At 55.5% G+C, this 17,456-nt stretch carries 23 protein-coding genes and 1 riboswitch; of the genes, 10 read left to right on the top strand and 13 right to left on the bottom strand.

From position 1 onward, the window contains the following. Positions 1-242: 242 nt before the first annotated feature. The 9 genes from dhaS to thiW form a co-directional block, all read right to left on the bottom strand. Positions 243-797: a dihydroxyacetone kinase transcriptional activator DhaS gene (dhaS, locus tag FMM72_RS08130; RefSeq protein WP_162221118.1), complete on the bottom strand. Its 555-nt coding sequence runs from the start codon at positions 795-797 to the stop codon at positions 243-245. Positions 798-927: 130 nt separating this feature from the next. Continuing rightward, on the bottom strand, positions 928-1,089 hold the full coding sequence (locus tag FMM72_RS08125) for a hypothetical protein (RefSeq protein ID WP_160208129.1): 162 nt from the start codon (positions 1,087-1,089) through the stop codon (positions 928-930). Positions 1,090-1,112: 23 nt separating this feature from the next. Then, positions 1,113-2,279, bottom strand: coding sequence for a cation diffusion facilitator family transporter (locus FMM72_RS08120; RefSeq protein ID WP_160208130.1), 1,167 nt, complete (start codon positions 2,277-2,279; stop codon positions 1,113-1,115). A gap of 293 nt (positions 2,280-2,572) precedes the next feature. After that, a complete protein-coding gene (locus FMM72_RS08115; RefSeq protein WP_160208131.1) occupies positions 2,573-3,139 on the bottom strand; it encodes a 6-pyruvoyl trahydropterin synthase family protein in 567 nt (188 codons plus the stop codon). A 253-nt stretch (positions 3,140-3,392) separates the two neighbouring features. Next, positions 3,393-4,202: a bifunctional hydroxymethylpyrimidine kinase/phosphomethylpyrimidine kinase gene (gene thiD, locus FMM72_RS08110; RefSeq protein ID WP_162221117.1), complete on the bottom strand. Its 810-nt coding sequence runs from the start codon at positions 4,200-4,202 to the stop codon at positions 3,393-3,395. Continuing rightward, positions 4,199-4,846 carry an HAD family hydrolase gene (locus tag FMM72_RS08105; protein WP_162221116.1) on the bottom strand — a complete coding sequence of 216 codons (648 nt, stop codon included), beginning with the start codon at positions 4,844-4,846 and terminating at the stop codon, positions 4,199-4,201. Before FMM72_RS08105 ends, thiD begins: the two co-directional genes overlap by 4 nt. After that, complete coding sequence (gene thiE / locus FMM72_RS08100; RefSeq protein ID WP_160208134.1) at positions 4,843-5,484, bottom strand: thiamine phosphate synthase; 642 nt, start codon at positions 5,482-5,484, stop codon at positions 4,843-4,845. Before thiE ends, FMM72_RS08105 begins: the two co-directional genes overlap by 4 nt. Then, positions 5,471-6,295 (bottom strand): hydroxyethylthiazole kinase, encoded by an 825-nt coding sequence (thiM, locus tag FMM72_RS08095; protein ID WP_162221115.1) that lies wholly within the window; start codon positions 6,293-6,295, stop codon positions 5,471-5,473. The genes thiE and thiM overlap by 14 nt, the downstream gene beginning before the upstream one ends. Before the next feature lie 19 nt (positions 6,296-6,314). Continuing rightward, positions 6,315-6,824, bottom strand: coding sequence for an energy coupling factor transporter S component ThiW (gene thiW / locus FMM72_RS08090; RefSeq protein WP_180322902.1), 510 nt, complete (start codon positions 6,822-6,824; stop codon positions 6,315-6,317). Positions 6,825-6,903: 79 nt separating this feature from the next. After that, a riboswitch (TPP riboswitch) is annotated at positions 6,904-7,009 on the bottom strand. 253 nt (positions 7,010-7,262) lie between these two features. Between thiW and FMM72_RS08085 the strand changes: the two genes are divergently transcribed. Further along, positions 7,263-8,771: a 4Fe-4S dicluster domain-containing protein gene (locus FMM72_RS08085; RefSeq protein WP_162221114.1), complete on the top strand. Its 1,509-nt coding sequence runs from the start codon at positions 7,263-7,265 to the stop codon at positions 8,769-8,771. Positions 8,772-8,862: 91 nt separating this feature from the next. On the opposite strand, the gene FMM72_RS08080 is transcribed toward FMM72_RS08085, so the two are convergent. From FMM72_RS08080 to FMM72_RS08070, 3 genes are all read right to left on the bottom strand, one after another. After that, on the bottom strand, positions 8,863-9,450 hold the full coding sequence (locus FMM72_RS08080) for a class I SAM-dependent methyltransferase (protein WP_162221113.1): 588 nt from the start codon (positions 9,448-9,450) through the stop codon (positions 8,863-8,865). 24 nt (positions 9,451-9,474) lie between these two features. Next, positions 9,475-9,981: an ECF transporter S component gene (locus FMM72_RS08075; RefSeq protein WP_162221309.1), complete on the bottom strand. Its 507-nt coding sequence runs from the start codon at positions 9,979-9,981 to the stop codon at positions 9,475-9,477. Between the two features lie 205 nt (positions 9,982-10,186). Then, a complete protein-coding gene (locus tag FMM72_RS08070) occupies positions 10,187-10,435 on the bottom strand; it encodes a hypothetical protein (RefSeq protein ID WP_162221112.1) in 249 nt (82 codons plus the stop codon). Between the two features lie 89 nt (positions 10,436-10,524). On the opposite strand from FMM72_RS08070, the gene FMM72_RS08065 reads away from it, so the two are divergent. From FMM72_RS08065 to FMM72_RS08045, 5 genes are all read left to right on the top strand, one after another. Further along, entirely contained in the window at positions 10,525-10,737 is a 213-nt protein-coding gene (locus FMM72_RS08065) for a helix-turn-helix domain-containing protein (RefSeq protein WP_160208139.1), read from the top strand. 153 nt (positions 10,738-10,890) lie between these two features. Next, positions 10,891-11,202, top strand: coding sequence for a YbjQ family protein (locus FMM72_RS08060; protein ID WP_160208140.1), 312 nt, complete (start codon positions 10,891-10,893; stop codon positions 11,200-11,202). A 29-nt stretch (positions 11,203-11,231) separates the two neighbouring features. After that, positions 11,232-11,744, top strand: a complete 513-nt coding sequence (locus FMM72_RS08055; RefSeq protein WP_160208141.1) for a ferritin — start codon at positions 11,232-11,234, stop codon at positions 11,742-11,744. 237 nt (positions 11,745-11,981) lie between these two features. Then, positions 11,982-12,668, top strand: a complete 687-nt coding sequence (locus FMM72_RS08050) for a DUF554 domain-containing protein (RefSeq protein ID WP_160208142.1) — start codon at positions 11,982-11,984, stop codon at positions 12,666-12,668. 19 nt (positions 12,669-12,687) lie between these two features. Further along, on the top strand, positions 12,688-12,897 hold the full coding sequence (locus FMM72_RS08045; RefSeq protein WP_162221111.1) for a hypothetical protein: 210 nt from the start codon (positions 12,688-12,690) through the stop codon (positions 12,895-12,897). Between the two features lie 102 nt (positions 12,898-12,999). On the opposite strand, the gene FMM72_RS08040 is transcribed toward FMM72_RS08045, so the two are convergent. Further along, the gene (locus FMM72_RS08040; RefSeq protein WP_160208144.1) at positions 13,000-13,779 is read right to left on the bottom strand and encodes a DeoR/GlpR family DNA-binding transcription regulator; all 780 of its coding nucleotides are present in this window, start codon (positions 13,777-13,779) and stop codon (positions 13,000-13,002) included. 277 nt (positions 13,780-14,056) lie between these two features. On the opposite strand from FMM72_RS08040, the gene FMM72_RS08035 reads away from it, so the two are divergent. From FMM72_RS08035 to FMM72_RS08020, 4 genes are read left to right on the top strand one after another with little or no spacing between them, the layout of a single operon-like run. After that, positions 14,057-14,377: a DUF6616 family protein gene (locus FMM72_RS08035; RefSeq protein ID WP_160208145.1), complete on the top strand. Its 321-nt coding sequence runs from the start codon at positions 14,057-14,059 to the stop codon at positions 14,375-14,377. A gap of 24 nt (positions 14,378-14,401) precedes the next feature. Further along, positions 14,402-14,902 carry an ureidoglycolate lyase gene (locus tag FMM72_RS08030; RefSeq protein WP_160208146.1) on the top strand — a complete coding sequence of 167 codons (501 nt, stop codon included), beginning with the start codon at positions 14,402-14,404 and terminating at the stop codon, positions 14,900-14,902. Between the two features lie 31 nt (positions 14,903-14,933). Next, positions 14,934-16,427, top strand: coding sequence for a sugar ABC transporter ATP-binding protein (locus tag FMM72_RS08025; RefSeq protein WP_162221110.1), 1,494 nt, complete (start codon positions 14,934-14,936; stop codon positions 16,425-16,427). A gap of 40 nt (positions 16,428-16,467) precedes the next feature. Beyond that, positions 16,468-17,436: an ABC transporter permease gene (locus FMM72_RS08020; protein ID WP_160208148.1), complete on the top strand. Its 969-nt coding sequence runs from the start codon at positions 16,468-16,470 to the stop codon at positions 17,434-17,436. Positions 17,437-17,456: the final 20 nt, after the last annotated feature.

Genomic DNA, 17,456 nt, shown 5'->3' with positions numbered 1-17,456 from the left:
CGCCGTCCTGAAGAACCGGCCTTTGGCTGGTTCTTTCCTTTCTGATAGATGATTATAGCGTGTGCGGTTCAAAAAGTCTTTAGACAGTTTTTACATCTGTCAAAAAATACGACAGGGAGACAATTTTGAATAAATCAGGCGCATGTTTGGACTGCCAGGTTCGCCGGACAGAGCAGCGATGCGATGAAAAAAGCCTCATGCCATCCGCATGACGGATTGGCATAAGGCTATACTTGGGGCGTTTACCGGCGGCCCATCTCATATTGCAGGCTGCCTTCAACAAGTATACGGGCACGGTCGATATAATCCTCGGGTTTTTCGCGCATCCCATGGCGCGCCCACTTCATGATCAGCCCAACGAAGGCGCACGCATAAAAATCCGCGATGAATTCCATTTCAGCCTCATCGACAATGCGCTCGCCGACCAGTTCGTCGGCCATGGTCCGAATTAATTGATGCGCAATATCGGACAAATAATCCTGAAATGAGTTCTGCCCGGAGTATTCCAGGGCGTTGATATAAAATCTGCTGTTCTGCTGCATATAGCCGCAAAGGGCGCACAAACCCTCGACCCAGTATTCACGATCGGAAAACTGCTCCAGATAGGGCGCTGCCTCAGTCGCATAAATCCAGTTGACCAGGTCGAATTTGTCATTGAAATGGTAGTAAAACGTCTGCCTGTTTAAACCACAATATTTTGTGATATCGCCGACGGAAATCTTGGCAAGCGGGGTATGTTCCATCAACTCCTTGAGGGACGCGGCCAAGGCCCGTTTTGTAATCATAGAATCAGCCATGAATCCTCCTGTCAGGGGGTATTTATGGGGATGGTTTACAGTTATTATTTTAATACAAATCCCCCCAATTTGCAATGACGGAAGATGGAAAAACCCGTCGGAACACCATGTTCCGGCGGGCCCGATGGGACTACGACTGACGGCTGCCGCTTTTTGGTTTGCCGTCATGCGCGTCACGGATGGCGGCAAACGCTTCGTCAAGTTCATTGTCGCTGCGGATCTCAGAAATCCCCTCATCAATCAGACGTAGCAGCGGGTCCTCATAACGGATTGGTTCGCTGTTTTGGCTCATTGCTTCACTTCCTTTCGGACAGCCTACAAAAATCCTTTGTCGACGCGCACAACCGCAAAGAAATTGCCGTCGAATGTGCGAACGCCCTCGCGCACACGGTCCGCAATCTGCCGGTCTGCAATCGGGCAGCCGTATGGGATAAGCAGATCAAAAACCAGATTGGTATGCGTTGTCCCTTTAACAACCCGAAAATCATGTATTGTCGCCTCGGGTGTGATCTGCGCGGCCAGGTCGGCGACGCGGTCGCGCAATGCGCGTGTTTCATCGTCTTCCGGGGCGAGCGGATCCATGTGAATGGTCACATCGCAGCCAAATTTGTGGCGCAGTTCAAGTTCAATGACATCGACGGCGTCGTGCATGGCGAGGATATCGGATGTGCATGGCATTTCGGCGTGCAGAGAAATGATGCACCGTCCCGGCCCGTAATCATGAACGATCAGGTCATGGATACCGCTGACCTCCTGATGAGCGAGAACCGTTTGTTCTATATCTTGGACAAAATCAGCGTCGGGGGGCGAGCCGAGCAGGGGCGAAAGGCTGTCGCGCGCCGTTGCGTACCCGGTGTAGAGGATAAAGCAAGCGACCGCCATGCCGCTCCAGCCGTCAATATTGATGTGAAATACCGCGCTGACAACAATACCGATCGCGACCGTCGCGGTCGCGACTGCGTCCGTCAAACTGTCCATTGACGTGGCGCGCATTGCCGAGGAATCAATCCGGCGGGCAAGGGCGCGGTTAAAATAACACATCCACAACTTGACGGCGATTGAGGCCAACAGAATGATAAACGATACCGTGCTGAAAGCGACCATTTCGGGATGCAGGATCTTCAGAAAGGAATTTTTGGCCAGCTCTAGCCCAACCAAGAGGATGGCCACCGACACAGCCAGGCCGGAGAGATATTCAATCCTGCCATGCCCGAACGGATGCTCACGATCGGCAGGCGCGCCGGCCATATGAAATCCCACAAGCGTGACAACAGATGAACCGGCGTCGGAAAGATTGTTGAAGGCGTCCGCTGTGATTGCGATGGAGGCGGTCAGCAAACCGGCTGTAAACTTCGCGGCAAACAGGCAGAGATTCAGAAAAATACCGATGCCGCCGGCAACTGTGCCGTAACGGGCGCGCACAGCCGGGTCGTTGATATTGTCACAGTTCTTGATCAACCGGCGCACCAGAAAGTCGATCATCCGTTTCCCTCCAGTCAGAATGGATTGTTGTTATAGATCACGGAATAATCTATAAAAAATCGGCCATCCGGGCTGTTTCCAGCTCGGGGCCTCTTGAATCGGAACATGGCCGCCCGCTCCGCGGGCAGTTGCGCAACTGTTTTTATTATAGCCAAAAAATGGCCGCGCGTCAATTTGGCAGGGAAGGAAAAGCGCGGAGATACAGCCCGCTATTTTGTGCAAAAGACAGGACGCCGCTCCCACGGGAGCGGCGTCCTGTTCATTCAGCGGCCATAAAAACGGCAGCATTTTATTTACTTCTTTTTGTATCCACATTTTGGGCATACGCCGTTTTCATTCAGCGCGATACCACACAGTGGGCAGCGGTCGATTTTATTTGACGGCTCAAATTCCTCTGAGGCAGCGTTTACACCGCTGGTAAAGGTGATCTTGGCGATATTGAGCTTGTCCTTCAGCAGGCTGTAAACAATTTTGATCATACCTTCAACGGTCATGGTTTCCTTTGTCACAACCAACCGGCATTCAGGATATGCGGTCGCAAGCTCCGTTTTGAAAGCCGGTCCCATCATCTTGTTATTTGGCGCGCCGTCGCGAATACCCTGCGCCTTATAAACGTCAAGAATTGCAGGCAGGAGAGGGTCGTCCTCGCGCAGCACCAGTGCGTGATCAAAATTTTTCAGAACTTCCCAAGCGGTTTTCTGAATTTCGTTGCAGGGGAAAACCATATTGACGCCGGGTTCAACGGAATCCTCAACCTCGATGGTCAGAATGCCTGTGTGCCCATGCAAATACTGGGCCTCGCCCTTGAAGCCATAAAATCTGTGTGCGTACTGTAAGTCCAATGTTGTGATACTTCTCACTGTAGCCCTCCTGATTATGTAATTTACGGGAATCTTCCCGGGATAAACAAATTATAAAATGATATTGATACTCTATATTGATAATGATTATATCGCAAATAAGACCTATTGTCAATAACGAAAAGATTTTTTGTTAATTAGTACCAAATATACAGTCGGTTTTACTGTAAAAAAGCGAAAGGAAACGCATATGCGTTTCCTTTCGCTTTCAATGGTTTCTTTATCTTGTCAGTACAGGCAGGCTCGCATTTCGTTAAACGGGCGTATTTGACAAGCCATGTTCGTACAGCTCCCAAAAATGATGTGTCGGGCCGCAGCCTTTGCCAAGCGGGAGCGCATGTGCGATCGCGGTTGTGACATAGTGCTTGGCGCGCGCGACAGCCTCGGGCATATCGTATCCAAGCGCAAGATTTGAGGCGATGGCCGACGAATAGGTGCAGCCGGTACCGTGCGTGTTTTTTGTGTCGATGCGCGCCGTAGAAAAGCGGTGGAACTGCATACCGTCATAAAGCACGTCGAGCGCGTCGTCGGCGGCATGGCCGCCCTTGATGAGCACATATTTACAACCCATATCACGAATGGTTTTGGCGGCGCGTTCCATATCGGCAGTTGAATGGATTTCGATCCCGGAGATCTTTTCCGCCTCCGGGATGTTCGGCGTCAGCAGATCCGCCAAAGGGATGATCGTTTCAATCAGCGCATCGATTGAGCCTGGGTCCATCAGTGGGCAGCCGTTTTTCGCATACATGACAGGATCGATGACAACATTGGACGGGCTGTATTCGCGCAGCTTTTCTGCGACGGCTGCCATACAGCACGGCTGTGACAGCATACCGACCTTGACCGCGTCCGTACCAATATCCTCATAGACAGCGTCGATCTGCTTTTTGATCATATCCGGGGTGACATCCATGATATCGATGACGCGCGCCGTATTTTCCGCCACAACCGAGACAATTGCGCTCATACCGAACACGCCATGCGCTGAAAACGTCTTGATATCCGCCTGTATTCCCGCGCCGCCGCTGCAATCGCTCCCGGCGATGGTCAAAACCCGTTTCATAAGCTGTTTACCTCGCATTCCTTGTAGTTATGTACGTATTGTTCCGCGAGCGTAGCAATGCGCGCTTCGTCGCCGGCGGAGGAGTCATCCGCGATGGCGACGATGCGGAATCCAGCGCGGCGCGCCGTTTCAATCGCATAAAGCGCATCCTCAAAGACGACCGTTTCGCTGCGGGGCGTTCCAAGCACGGCGCACGCCTGTTCAAAGATATCAGGGCGGTCCTTTCCAACGCCAACCTCTGAACAGGTGAAAATGCGTTCGAAATAGGGCAGAAGCCCCAGGCGTCCGAGCGCCGCCTCTGCCAGCGGCCGGTCGGTTGCCGTTGCGACGCACATGCGCACATCCGCCTGCCTGAGGCGCTCAAGAAATGCGGCGATGTCGCGTTTAAGCGGGATGGTGCGCTGATATGCGTCGGCAGCCATACCGTTGATAATCTCAATGATTTCGGCGGTTGTCTCGGAAATGCCGTATGCGTCCCGCAAATAGTCAGCCGTCTGTTCCATTGACAGGGATTTGAGCGTTTCGCCCAGATCGTCACGCGCCGCAATACCGCGCGCGGACAAAAAAGCCCGCCCGCAGTCCTCCCACAGCGGCATAGAGTCAATCAGCGTACCGTCCATATCAAAAATCGCGCCTTTGATCAACCGAAAATCAGCTCCTTTGAAGTTGTATACAGCCGTTCAGCGGCGGCGTAAACGTCCTGCTGCGCAAATAGCGCCGAAACAACCGCTACGCCGTCGATGCCGCTGCCCTTCAATTGTAACATATTTTCCGCATTGACGCCGCCGATAGCGACAATTGGAATGGAGACAGCCGTGCGGATGTCGCATAACGTCTGGAATGTGACAATTCCAGCGTCGAGCTTGGTCGAGGTGGAAAAGACCGCGCCCACACCGGCATAATCCGCGCCGGCCTGCTCGGCGGCGCGCGCCTCGTCCACCGTGTGCACAGAGACGCCGATGATTTTATCCGGTCCAAGGACACGCCGCGCCTCGCTGACGGTGGCGTCGTCCTGACCTACATGTACGCCGTCCGCGTTGCAGGCGCGCGCGACTTCAACGTCGTCGTTGATGACAAACGGCACATGATAGCGGTCTGTGACCGCCTTAACACGCCGCGCCTCGTCAAGAAATGCGGCAAACTCCATGTCTTTCTCGCGAAGCTGCACAAACGTCGCGCCGCCGCGCACCGCGTCCTCAACCAGAGCGGGCAGCGTGCGCCCATGCAGCCAGGCGCGGTCGGTTACCGCATAAAGCAGCATGGAACGGCTATCGACTTTCAATGCGCATCCCCCTGTTCAAAGTTTCCGCGTCAAGACGGCTCATCGCGTCGATGAGCGCCATGCGCAGCGTGCCCGTGCCGCCGCCGGCAGCCTGGGCGCGTGTGCGCGCCAGCTCGCCGCAAAGCCCCATCGCGGCGACGGCCGCGGCGGCAGCGTCGAGAGGATGGCTGGGGTTGGCAGCGCACCAGGCCGCTGTGACGGCCGTCAGCATACAGCCGGTTCCGGTGATTTTGCCCATCTCTGGGCAGCCGTTTCGGATGATGTAGCAGGTTTCTGCATCCCCGACAAGATCGATCACGCCAGTCATGGCGATAACCGTACCGGTTTGCCTGGAGAACGTTTTGATAAACGACACAGCATCGTCAAGCGTCTGCTCAGTCGCGGTGTCGGCCGCGTCAGCGTCAACGCCGCGCGTCGTACCAACCCCGCGCGCCAGCGTGCGGATCTCCGAGCTGTTGCCGCGTATGACGCAAAAGCGCACATCGCGCAGCAGCGATTGGGCCGTGCCGGTGCGCAGCGCTGAAGCCCCCGCGCCTACAGGGTCGAACACGACGGGGTGGCCAAGCGCGTTGGCGCGCAGGCCGGCGCGGCGCATCGATTCAACGGTGCGGCTGTTGAGCGTGCCGATATTGAGAACGAGCGCATCGCAGATCGAGGTGATTTCCTCAACCTCGTTTTCGTCGTCCGCCATGATCGGCGAGCCGCCGCAGGCCAACAGGATGTTGGCGCAGTCGTTTGCGGTTACGTAATTTGTTATGCAGTGGACAAGCGGCGTTTTTGCCGCAACATTTTGAAGGATTTTTTCAAACATACTGCATTTCCTTCCAATTTTATTTGCGGTCGAGCGCAAGCTCCATCTGGCCAAGCACACGTGTTTTTTGCAGGGCGCCGATCACCAGGACCGAGAAGGTCGCGCCGACAACGGTGCTTAAGAAAAATGCGGGCACATACGTAAACAGCGCCGCCTCCTTGCCCATCACAAGCGTGGCGATCGGATAGCAGGCCATACCGCCGAGCACGCCGGTGCCGATGATTTCGCCAAGATAAGCCGGCGGCAGCTTTTTGGTCGCTTTGTAGCAAAGTCCGCAGCACAGCGCGCCGATCATGCTGCCGGGGAAGGCGAGCAGACTGCCTGTGCCGAGCAGGACGCGCAGAAGCGAGGTGCAGAACGCCATCGCGCACGCATAGAGCGGTCCGAGCAAAACGCCGGCGATCACATTGACCATGTGTTGGATTGGAAAGCAGCGCGACGCGCCCACCGGAATGGAGAAGGTGGAACACGCAACCCCTACAGCGACGAGGACGCCGGCGACAGCCAATTTTTTGACGTTTGTTTGCATAATGATCAGCCTCTTTCTTTGATGGAACGGGCTGCCGCGCGGAAACAAAAAACAGCGGGACGCGCGTAAGCATGTCCCGCTGAATTCAGCAAAGTCTCCCTACGTTGGCATTACCCAAATCAGGTATACGGGTCGAAACGCACAGTTCCCTCTCAGCCTGTCTGCAAGCTCCCCACGATTCAATTATATATTTATCATAGCATGGCCCAGCCGTGTTGTCAATATTTGCCCGGCCGTCCGATTGGATGACGTCCAATCGCCTGTGAATACAGGTTCTTACCTGTATCCAAAAGAAGGAGTTAAAAGAAAAGGCTTCCATTGTGCGTATTTTTTGTTAAACTTAGCGCAGACTGTTGACAAGAACACGATTATGTTAAATAATAATTGCTAAATAAGATGAAAGAATATGATCACGACAGAAATAGAAGGAGTTGTAAAATGAGGGGAATTTATACATCTGTGACGGACATCAGGCGAAAGGTTTTTACAGAGGTTGCGCGCCTGGCCTATGAGGGCGGCGACTATTCGCGCATCGAGGGCCTGCCGTACAAGATCGTTCATGGGGAGACAGCGCAGCACCGCGATTCCATTTTCTTGGAGCGCGCGATTGTCGGGGAACGCCTGCGTCTTGCCATCGGCCTGCCATTGCGCCCGATGGACGAGCATGCGCCCGTTTCCATGGGAATCAACCAGAGCGCCGTCGCGGAAAAATATTATGATCCGCCGCTTGTCAATATCATTAAATTTGCCTGCAACGCCTGCCCGGAAAAGCAGTACCATGTGACGGACTGCTGCCAGGGCTGTCTGGCGCATCCCTGCAAGGAGGTCTGTCCGCGCGACGCCGTTTCCATCGTGCATGGGAAATCCGTGATCGATCAGGAAAAATGCATCAAGTGCGGCCGTTGCGCCGACATTTGTCCATACGGGGCAATTTTGAAGATGGAGCGTCCGTGCGCCGGCGCGTGCGGTATGGACGCCATTTCGAGCGACGAGTACGGCCGCGCCGTGATTGATTACGACAAGTGCGTTTCATGCGGCATGTGTATTGTCAATTGCCCGTTCGGCGCGATTTCGGACAAGGGGCAGATCTTCCAGGTGATCCAGTCGATCAAAAAGGGCGACCGTGTGATTGCGATTGTCGCCCCGGCGTTTGTCGGCCAGTTTGGCCCGGCGATGACGCCTGAAAAGTTCACCGCCGCCATGAAGCAGCTCGGCTTTGACAGCGTGGTCGAGGTGGCGATCGGCGCCGATCTGTGCACCATTGAGGAGGCCAAGGATTTTATGCGCGCCGTCCCGGAGGAACAGCCGTTTATGGCGACCTCCTGCTGCCCATCGTGGTCGGTGATGGCAAAAAAGCTGTTCCCGACGCTCGCGCCGTATATTTCGATGGCGCTGACGCCGATGGTTTTGACGGCGCGTTTGCAAAAGAAGGAGCATAAAGGCTGCAAGATCGTTTTTGTCGGCCCGTGCTCAGCTAAAAAGCTGGAGGCCAGCCGCCGTACCATCCGCAGCGACGTCGACTTTGTGCTGACGTTTGAGGAATTGATGGGTATGTTTGTTGCCAAGGGCGTCAAGTTCGGCGACATCAAGGAGGAAAAGCCGCTGATTGAAGCAACCGCGGCGGGCCGCGGCTTCGCGGTCGGCGGCGGCGTCGCCCAGGCCGTGGCGGACGCAATCAAGCGGCTTGACCCAAAGCGCGAGGTTAAGATCGCGTCGGCGCAGGGCCTGCGTGAATGCCGTAAGCTGCTTACGCTCGCGAAAGCCGGCAAATACGACGGGTTCCTGTTGGAAGGGATGGCGTGCCCCGGCGGCTGCGTAGCTGGCGCAGGTACGCTCCAGCCAGTGGCCAAATCATCTGCCGCCGTTACAAAGTATAAGGCGCAGGCGCCTGAAAAGAACGCGCTCGATTCCAAATATGAAATCACGCTCAGTCTGCTTAATGACTAGGACTTGTTTGAAAAAGAGGGAATTTTGATTTTTCAAACAGCCCCTAATGCGGTCAAAAAAAGAGCCGCCGGCAACAGCCGGCGGCTCTTTTTTACTTGTCAGCCGTGCCGGAAATAAAGTACAGATCCGGCGTGTCGGCGACCATATCGATTTGGAACAGGGGTTCCCACGCGGCCGCCTCCTCACGGGCGGGACGCAGCGGCGTCGAAATGGGGGAGGCGCTGCCGCCGTGCCGGCCGTTGATGGTCTGGCGGCTTTCGCTGTGCGCGATCAGAAAACGGCCGCCCGGCGCAAGCATCGCGCGCACCTTCTGCGCAAGGCGATGCTTATCGGGGAAATGCGGGTAGGCGCTGTAGATGATCGCCGTGTCAAAGCCGGTTTCCTCCACGTCGAACAGGTCGGACGCGAGCATTTGCAGGCGCGGGTCATGGTACTTTTGCCGCGCCTGCGCGATCATATTTGGCGACAGGTCCACGCCGGTCACAGATGCGGGATTGCGTGAAAGCAGCTCCTCAAAGAGCACGCCCGTGCCGCAGGCGATATCCAGTACGCGCGCGCCGGGCGTAACGCGCGCCAGAGTGACGATGGCGGCGAGCTTGTGCCGGTCGTGCGAACAGACAGCGTCCCATTGGGACGCGCGTTCGTCGAAATAGCCGCGTACCTGTTCGATTTCAAACATAGAGTGCGCCTCCTTTTCTGCTGGTTAACGCGCGGCAGCGGTGCGGCCCGCCAGGCCGGCCCTTTGCAGGGCGAGCACAAGCAGGGGGATGACGATCAATTGAAGCAGGATGCCGGGCAGCGCCGTCACAAACGCGCCGGAGAGGAACGCGGAAAAGCCGTAGGGCTTGTCGGCCATGCCCATAAACACCGCGTTGGCGATGCCGGAGACGACGCGGCCGCCGAGCATCGCGCCGATCAGGGAAATGTAGACGCTGCGGCGCAGGCTGTGGTATAAAAGCCCGGAGAGCAGCCCATAGGCGCACAGCTCAAACATCATTGCAGGCGCGATGGGGAAGATCGGCGGCATCCCCGTCAGCAGCGAGGAAAGCAGCGGGACGACCGCGCCGACGGCGGCGCCATACGCCCCGCCGCAGAGCATCCCACACAGCAGAACGGGAATATGCATCGGCAGAAAGACGGTGCCGGCGCCGATCATGTGGAACATCGAGGGCAGCAGCAGCCCCAGCGCAAGGCAGAGCGCGGAGGTCATAAGCTTTTGCGTAGCGGTTTTGTTCAAGACGATTCCTCCCAAATATCCAAAGATGTCCGCGCAAAAGAAAAAAGAGCGCGGGAATTGTGGGCTGCTTCTGCGGCCCTGCCTTCCTGGCTCTTTCATGACGTTGATTGGGCGCCGCCTTCATGACGGTGAACGATACCAGTATAACCCCGCCGGCCGCGCTTGTCAATCCTTTCCGTCAGCCGAAGTCGTGGCGGCCGCCGCAGCCAATGTGCATCTGATCAAACACCTGGACGATTTCCTCGATCTTTTGGAAACACTCCGCGTCGTCCAGGCGGTCGTCCGCGAGGATTGCGCGGATTTTTCGCAGGGCCTTGTAGCATTCCATTCCGACAATCTCCCGGGCGCTGATTTTCAGGCGCGGGAACAGCACGCGCACCTGCTGCCTTTGCAGGACGTTGACCAGGATTTCCCTGTATAATTCCATACGATCACCTCAAGGATATTATAACGGTAATACCGTTAAAAAGCAATACGCCGAACGGTGCTATGCTTAAATATCCATAGGGTGATGGTATGCATGATAGAATTCGTGGCTTGCGGGAGGATCGCGATTTGTCCCAAAAACAGATGGCGGAAATCCTGCATGTCGCACAAACGACATACTCCGACTATGAGTTAGGGAAAATCAACATCCCAATTGAAATACTGAAAAAGCTGGCGATTTTCTATAATACAAGCATTGACTATCTTCTGAATTTGAGTGACGATCCAGCAGCTCACAGATAAAGAAGCCATGCCGCACGGCATGGCTTCTTCATTCATCTGCTGCGCAGCGTGAGAAGGGTGTATTTACAGCTTGTAATCGGGCGGCCCGTGGACTATAATAAGGGCGTGGATACAAAACAAATCCGCAATTTTGGCGACAAAGGAGACGATAATATGTTGCTTGTTACCACGGAAACCGTGTCCGGCCGTGAGCTGGAGACGCTCGGCCTTGTTAAGGGCAGTACCATCCAGTCCAAAAACATCGGCAGGGATATTACCCAGAGCTTTAAAACGCTCGTCGGCGGCGAGCTGAAATCATACACCGATATGATGAACGAAGCGCGCTGCGTCGCCACGCAGCGCATGATTGACGAGGCGCAGGCGCTCGGCGCGGACGCTGTTGTCGCCGTGCGGTATTCGTCCGCCTCGGTGATGCAGGGCGCGGCTGAGGTGATGGCTTATGGGACAGCGGTAAAGTTCAAATAAGACAAAAAAGGCGAAAGGGGCATCATGCAATGTTGGACGAAAAAGTAGCGAAGCTGTTAAACACGCAAATCAACAAGGAGTTTTATTCGGCATATCTCTACCTGTCCTTCTCAAACTACTTCGCACAGCAGGGGCTTGACGGCTTTGCCAACTGGTACGGCGTACAGGCGCAGGAGGAACGCGATCATGCGCTGCTGTTTATGAAGTATATGCAGAACAATGACGCTGAGGTGACGCTGGAGGCGGTCGAACAGCCAACTGGCAAGTTCGCGGGTCATGCCGCGGTCCTGAACGCCGGCCTGGAACACGAACGCTATGTGACCGGGCTGATCAACAACATTTATGATGCCGCGCACACAATCAAGGATTACCGCACCGTGCAGTTCCTCGATTGGTTTGTCAAGGAGCAGGGCGAGGAGGAGAAAAACGCCGGCGACCTGGTCCGCAAGATGGAGCTGTACGGCGCCGACCCCAAGGCGCTGTACATGCTGGACAATGAATTGGCGGCGCGCGTATACGCGGCTCCGACACTGACGCTGTGACACGCTGGCGCAAACAGTGAAAAATGGAAGCGGGCGGCCCGGCAAACGCCGGGCCGCCCGCCTGTGGCGTACAGCCTGTTTTTCACGCGTCTCACTCAGCTTCTCGAGCGCGGATGGCGTTCGTCAGCACGCCATCCGCAAAAGCGTCGCCGGACGCCGTGCCATTTCATCATAAATTGCTCCCGGTGAAAACACAAGGGGTATTTGTACGAAAAACAGACAGAGGGGGATCCGGACATGATCGGCACCATAGCAAACGCGGGCGCCATTTTAATTGGATGCGCCGTTGGCAGCACGCTCAAAAAGGGGATTGGCGAACGGTACAAAGCCGTTATGATGGACGCGATGGGGCTGGCGGCCACAGCGCTTGGGATCAACGCCATCGTGCAGGCGATGCCCGCCAGCAGATACCGCGTCCTTTTTATTGTCAGCCTTGCGCTTGGAGGGCTGATCGGGACGAAGTTTTCGCTCGATACGGCCTTTGCGCGGGCCGTTTCTAAAATTTCCGGCGGTTCCAATCTGGCGCAGGGCTTGTCAACGGCTATTTTGCTGTACTGCGCGGGCACGCTTTCAATCCTTGGGCCGATGGAAAGCGCGCTGCACGGCGACAATACATACCTGTTTACAAATACGATCCTCGACGGGATTTCATCGGTTGTGCTTTCCTCCACGTTTGGATTTGGAATCGCTCTGGCGGCTGCCGTCCTCTTTTTATGGCAGGGCGGCATCTATCTGCTGGCCAACGTGATCGCGCCGTATCTTACACCAGATCTGTTGACGGAATTGTCGCTTGTTGGTGGCGTGCTGATTCTCAGTTCAGGGCTTGGGATACTGGAGATCAAACGCATTAAAACGCTCAATCTGCTGCCCGCCCTGCTGGTCCCGCCGGTTGCGGTAGGGGTACTGTCGCTGTTCGGGATTTGATACGGCCGGGGCTTTTTCGATGCCTCCGATTGACTTGGGACGGGCGGGCCGGTATACTGAAACCAGAAAAGGGGTGGCCGGCGTCTCAAATGAAAGCGTTTGCCGCCCCGATATGCTGCTCGCGCTCGCCACTGATACGGATGTGCGCATCCCAGGGGCGCTGGCGCTGCCGCTTGACGATTACGAGCAGGCGGCATGGCTGATTTTTTCCTGTGCCAGGCTGCTGTAAGCGGCGGTATGTACGATGCGAACGGCGCATATATTCGTTAATAGTTATTGACATTGAATAAGGGAACGGGACTTCATGCGAAGTCCCGTTCCCTTTTCCTTTTCAGCCCTGCGGCGCCTGTGCGATGATCGTCCGCACACCGATCGATTCGCAATACCGTACAAAATCCGCGGGAATATTTGAATCGGTGACCAGCACATCGACCTCGGAAAGATTGCCGATCGCAAGAAAATCCGGTTCCCCAATCTTGCTGCTGTCAGCCAGAACAACGACCTGGCTGGCGTGATCGATCGCGGCGCGCTTGATTGAAAGCTCGCTCATGCTGGAAGTGGAAAGGACGCCCGTTCTGGAGATGCGCGGCAGCCCAATAAAAACCGTGTTGAAATACATCGTTTTCAGCATTTGTTCAGCAAATGTGCCGGTACAGGAGCCGGTCGTTTTTTTCAGCTCCCCGCCAAGACAGACGACGCGCAGGCTGGTGCGCGCATTCAGCTCTATGGCTGTGGAGAGGGTATCGGTCACGGCAAGAAATTTTTGCGTATTCGAAATCAGACGCGCCAGGCAATAGACCGTGGTGCTTGAATCAAAGAACACCCGGTCGCCGTCGCTGATAAATTGCAGCGCCTCGCGTGCGATGGCTTCCTTTTCCCGCAGGTTGCGCGTGATGCGTATTTCGTAAGGCCGTTCGGTCAGCATGGTGTCAGGCGCAGCCACAGCGCCGCCGTGGCTGCGCACGGCAAGATTGCGGGCAACCAGATCGTTGAGATCACGGCGTATGGTCATTTCCGTCACATTGAAGATGCGGCAGAGGTTGCCGACCTCCACCTTTCCGTTTGTTTGCAGCATGGTTTCGATTTCCTTTAAACGTTCGTCTTTTAGCATTCGAACATCTCCATCCGCGATAGGTTGTGCGGTGTGATTGATTTTCCAAACATCCGCTTTTGAAGATAAGGATAACAAATCAAGATACTTTTGTAAATGCTTGCAGGAAGGAATTGAGCAAATTGAATAATATTTGTGTCGGAAAATCTATAATCGTGCTAAAGTTTGCAAAATCGGGTTGACAAATCAATGTGAAGTAATTATTATTTGATCTAAAGTGATCGATTAATAAAACAAAATAAAACATTATTAAACAATTTCAAGGAGGAAAAAGCGAATGAATCAGCAGCCGCTTGGATTTGTAGCTTTCTGGAAGGCAACCGACAGCTGGTTTTGTGCGGATGATCAAACAAAACAAACGTTTATGGAAAAGCTCCGTTCAGTGATGGACGAGGCGCGTGCCAAGGGGGTGCAGACCTTCGGCAATTTTGATTGCAGCTGGTCGTGCGAATGGCGGTATTTCACATTCTGGCTCTGCCCGAACATTGAGCTCCTTGAAGAAACCATGCGCAAGCTGACGGAAATTGGCGATATCAACCTGTTTAATGCGCAGCATCATTATGTAGGCCGGCGCACGGCCGAAGAATTTGTGCAGTGACGCCGCGGCAAGGAGGAATGGAGTATGGTACAAATCAAACCTGAAGAACTGACAATGGAAAGCTTCGCCCCATACGGCCGCGTGCTGGAGGTTCCGGATCACGCCTGCACAAAGCAGGGCGCGGGATGGGTCTGCTGGTCTCCCGTCGACTTTATGCTGCCCGATGCGCCGGTGGGCGTTGGAATTGTCAGGTGCGGGCAGGCCCCCAAGATCACAGCGTTGGAACGCCATGTCAGCCGCGAGGAGCTGCTCTGGACCACAACGCGCGACGTTGTGATGGCTGTGGACCTGCCGGTACGCCTGGGCGACGCGCTGGCCCGCCCGAATATAGAAACAACGCGCGTATTCCGGATTCAGGCGGGACAGGCGGTCATCATCGCGCGCGGCGCCTGGCATTCGCCGGCTTTTGCGGTGCAGGGGGAAGCGGAATATTTCTTCCTGGTGGAACAAAAAGCGGATCTGGTCGATCAGGACGCGCAGCCCTGGATAGGCTTCGCGGGCGGCGAGACATTGGAAATCGGATAGGGACAGTCCCTAAAAGCAGAGGGGTGTTCGGATGGAATATAAAATTGAAATGCGCGGCGTCTCCAAGTCGTTTCCAGGCGTCAAGGCGCTTGATAACGTGTCGCTGAAGCTTCTGCCGGGCGAAGTAATGATTCTGCTCGGGGAGAACGGCGCCGGCAAATCGACGTTGATGAAGGTGCTTGCGGGCGTGTACAACGCGGATTCCGGAGAGATTTATTATAAGGGAAAGAAAGTGGATATCCGCAGCACAAAGGACGCCGAGGCATGTGGGATCTATATGATCTATCAGGAGTTAAACCTTGTGCCCGATATTTCGGTCGCAGAAAATATCTTTCTGGGGCGCGAACCGCGTAAAAAGGGCGGGCTTATGGATTATAAGACGCTTTACAGCAAAACGCGGGAAATTTTGGCGGAGATGAATCTGCACATCGATCCGCGCACGCCGGTCAAGGACCTGAGCATGGCGCAGAGCCAGATGGTGGAAATTTCACGTGCGCTGATGGCCAAAGCGGACGTTGTTATTATGGATGAACCGACGACCGCGATTACAAATCAGGAGACAGAGGAGCTGTTCCGCCAGATTCGCAAGCTGACAGCCGCAGGCGTATCGATCCTGTATATTTCCCATCGCTTGCAGGAAGTCATGGAAATTGGGGACCGCGTCTTTGTAATGCGGGACGGCGCCTATGTGGATACTGTGCCTGCGAAAACAACCGCACGCGACGACCTGATCAAAATGATGGTCGGGCGGGAGATCGGCGACCTGTTTCCGAAACAGTACAGCGAGCCGGGTGAGGAGCTTCTGCGCGCCGAGCATATCAGCCGGCCGGGCGTGCTGCGCGACTGTTCGTTTTCCGTGCGGCGCGGGGAGGTGCTCGGATTCTCCGGCCTGATGGGTGCGGGACGCACCGAGCTGATGCGCGCCATCTTCGGCGCCGACCCAGGCGTGACGGGCGACCTCTATATAAAAGGGACGAAAACGAGGATTTCATCTCCAAAGGCGGCCGTGCGTCACGGGCTGGCTTTTGTGACGGAGGACCGCAAGCATACGGGCATCATCGCGGGCATGGCGGTGGATCAGAATATTACGCTTTCTTCCCTTCAAAATTATGCGCCGGGCGGTTTTTTGCGCCATCGTCTGGAGGAGGAGACGGCCGGGTCATATGTGAAGGAGCTTAAGATCAAAACGCCGACGGTCAACACAGACATCGCTTCTTTGAGCGGCGGAAACCAGCAGAAAGCATTGCTTGCCCGCTGGCTGTGCACCGAAGCGGACGTGATCATTATGGACGAGCCGACGCGCGGGATCGACGTCGGCGCCAAACGCGAGATTTACATGCTGATCAACCGGCTTACCCAGATGGGCAAAGCGGTCATCATGGTGTCGTCGGATCTGCCGGAGGTGCTCGGTATGAGCGATCGAATTATGGTCATGTCGGGCGGCGCGATCACCGGCGAACTGGATGCACGGAAGGCCGGCCAGGTCGCCGTGATGCGGCTTGCGACAAAGGATGTTCAGGTGTAGCCGATAAAGGCGCGCACCTTGTGGGAGGGATTGTTTCAATATGCTCAAAAAATACGGACCTCTGTTTATCTTAGCGGGGTTGATTGTGATCATGGCGATTGCAAGCCCGTACTTTCTGACAGCTGATAATCTGGAGACGGTCGCCAAACAGACCGCAGTTATCGGCGTCCTGACAATCGGTGAGCTGCTGGTTATCATCACAGGCGGCATCGATTTGACGGTCGGCGCGGTGCTCGCGTTTTCTATGGTTATTTCCGCGCTGATGCTGAAAGCGGGCGCGCCGCTGGCGGTTTGTATCCTGGCGGCGCTGGCAATCGGCGCCGCGGTCGGCTATCTGAACGGCTTTATTGTCACAAAGATGAAGCTGCCGCCGTTTATCGCCACGCTCGGTATGACAGGCGTGCTGCGCGGCGCGGCGCTCATCATCACGGATGGACTGCCTGTATCCTCGCTGCCGGAGTCGATCAACTGGTTCGGAAACGGTACGGTGCTGTTTATTTCCGTGCCGATTCTGATTCTGGCAGTGCTGGCAATCATCTTTCAGATCGTGCTTTCAAAGACGATCTTCGGCCGTCAGATCTACGCGCTCGGCAGCAACACCGAGGCGACGCGCCTGGCCGGCATCAATGTCGGCTCGCGCACGCGCTGTATCTATCTGCTTTCCGGTATGCTGGCCGCTGTTGCCGGTATTCTGCTGATGGGCCGCCTGTCGGCGGCGCAGCCGACAGCGGCCACTGGCTATGAATCGAACGCGATCGCCGCGTCGGTAATCGGCGGCGCGAGTATGCTCGGCGGCGTCGGCACGGTATGGGGCGCGATTGTCGGCGCGTTTATCATGAGCATTCTGACAAACGGCTTCACGCTTTTACATGTCAATACATTTTTCCAGCAGAGCGCGATCGGATTTATCCTGATCATGGCCGTCTACCTCGATATTTTACAGCGCAGCAGCGGCTCGCCGCTCAAACGCCTGCGCCTTTTCCCAGGAAAAGAAAAGGCCACCAAATAAGTGCATTCATAATCAGAAAA

The sequence above is a fragment of the Anaerotruncus colihominis genome, assembly GCF_010206195.1.
GTDB classification, from domain to species: domain Bacteria; phylum Bacillota; class Clostridia; order Oscillospirales; family Ruminococcaceae; genus Anaerotruncus; species Anaerotruncus colihominis_A.
Note: the sequence above shows the minus strand (reverse complement) of the source record. Positions and strands in the feature narration are given on the sequence as shown.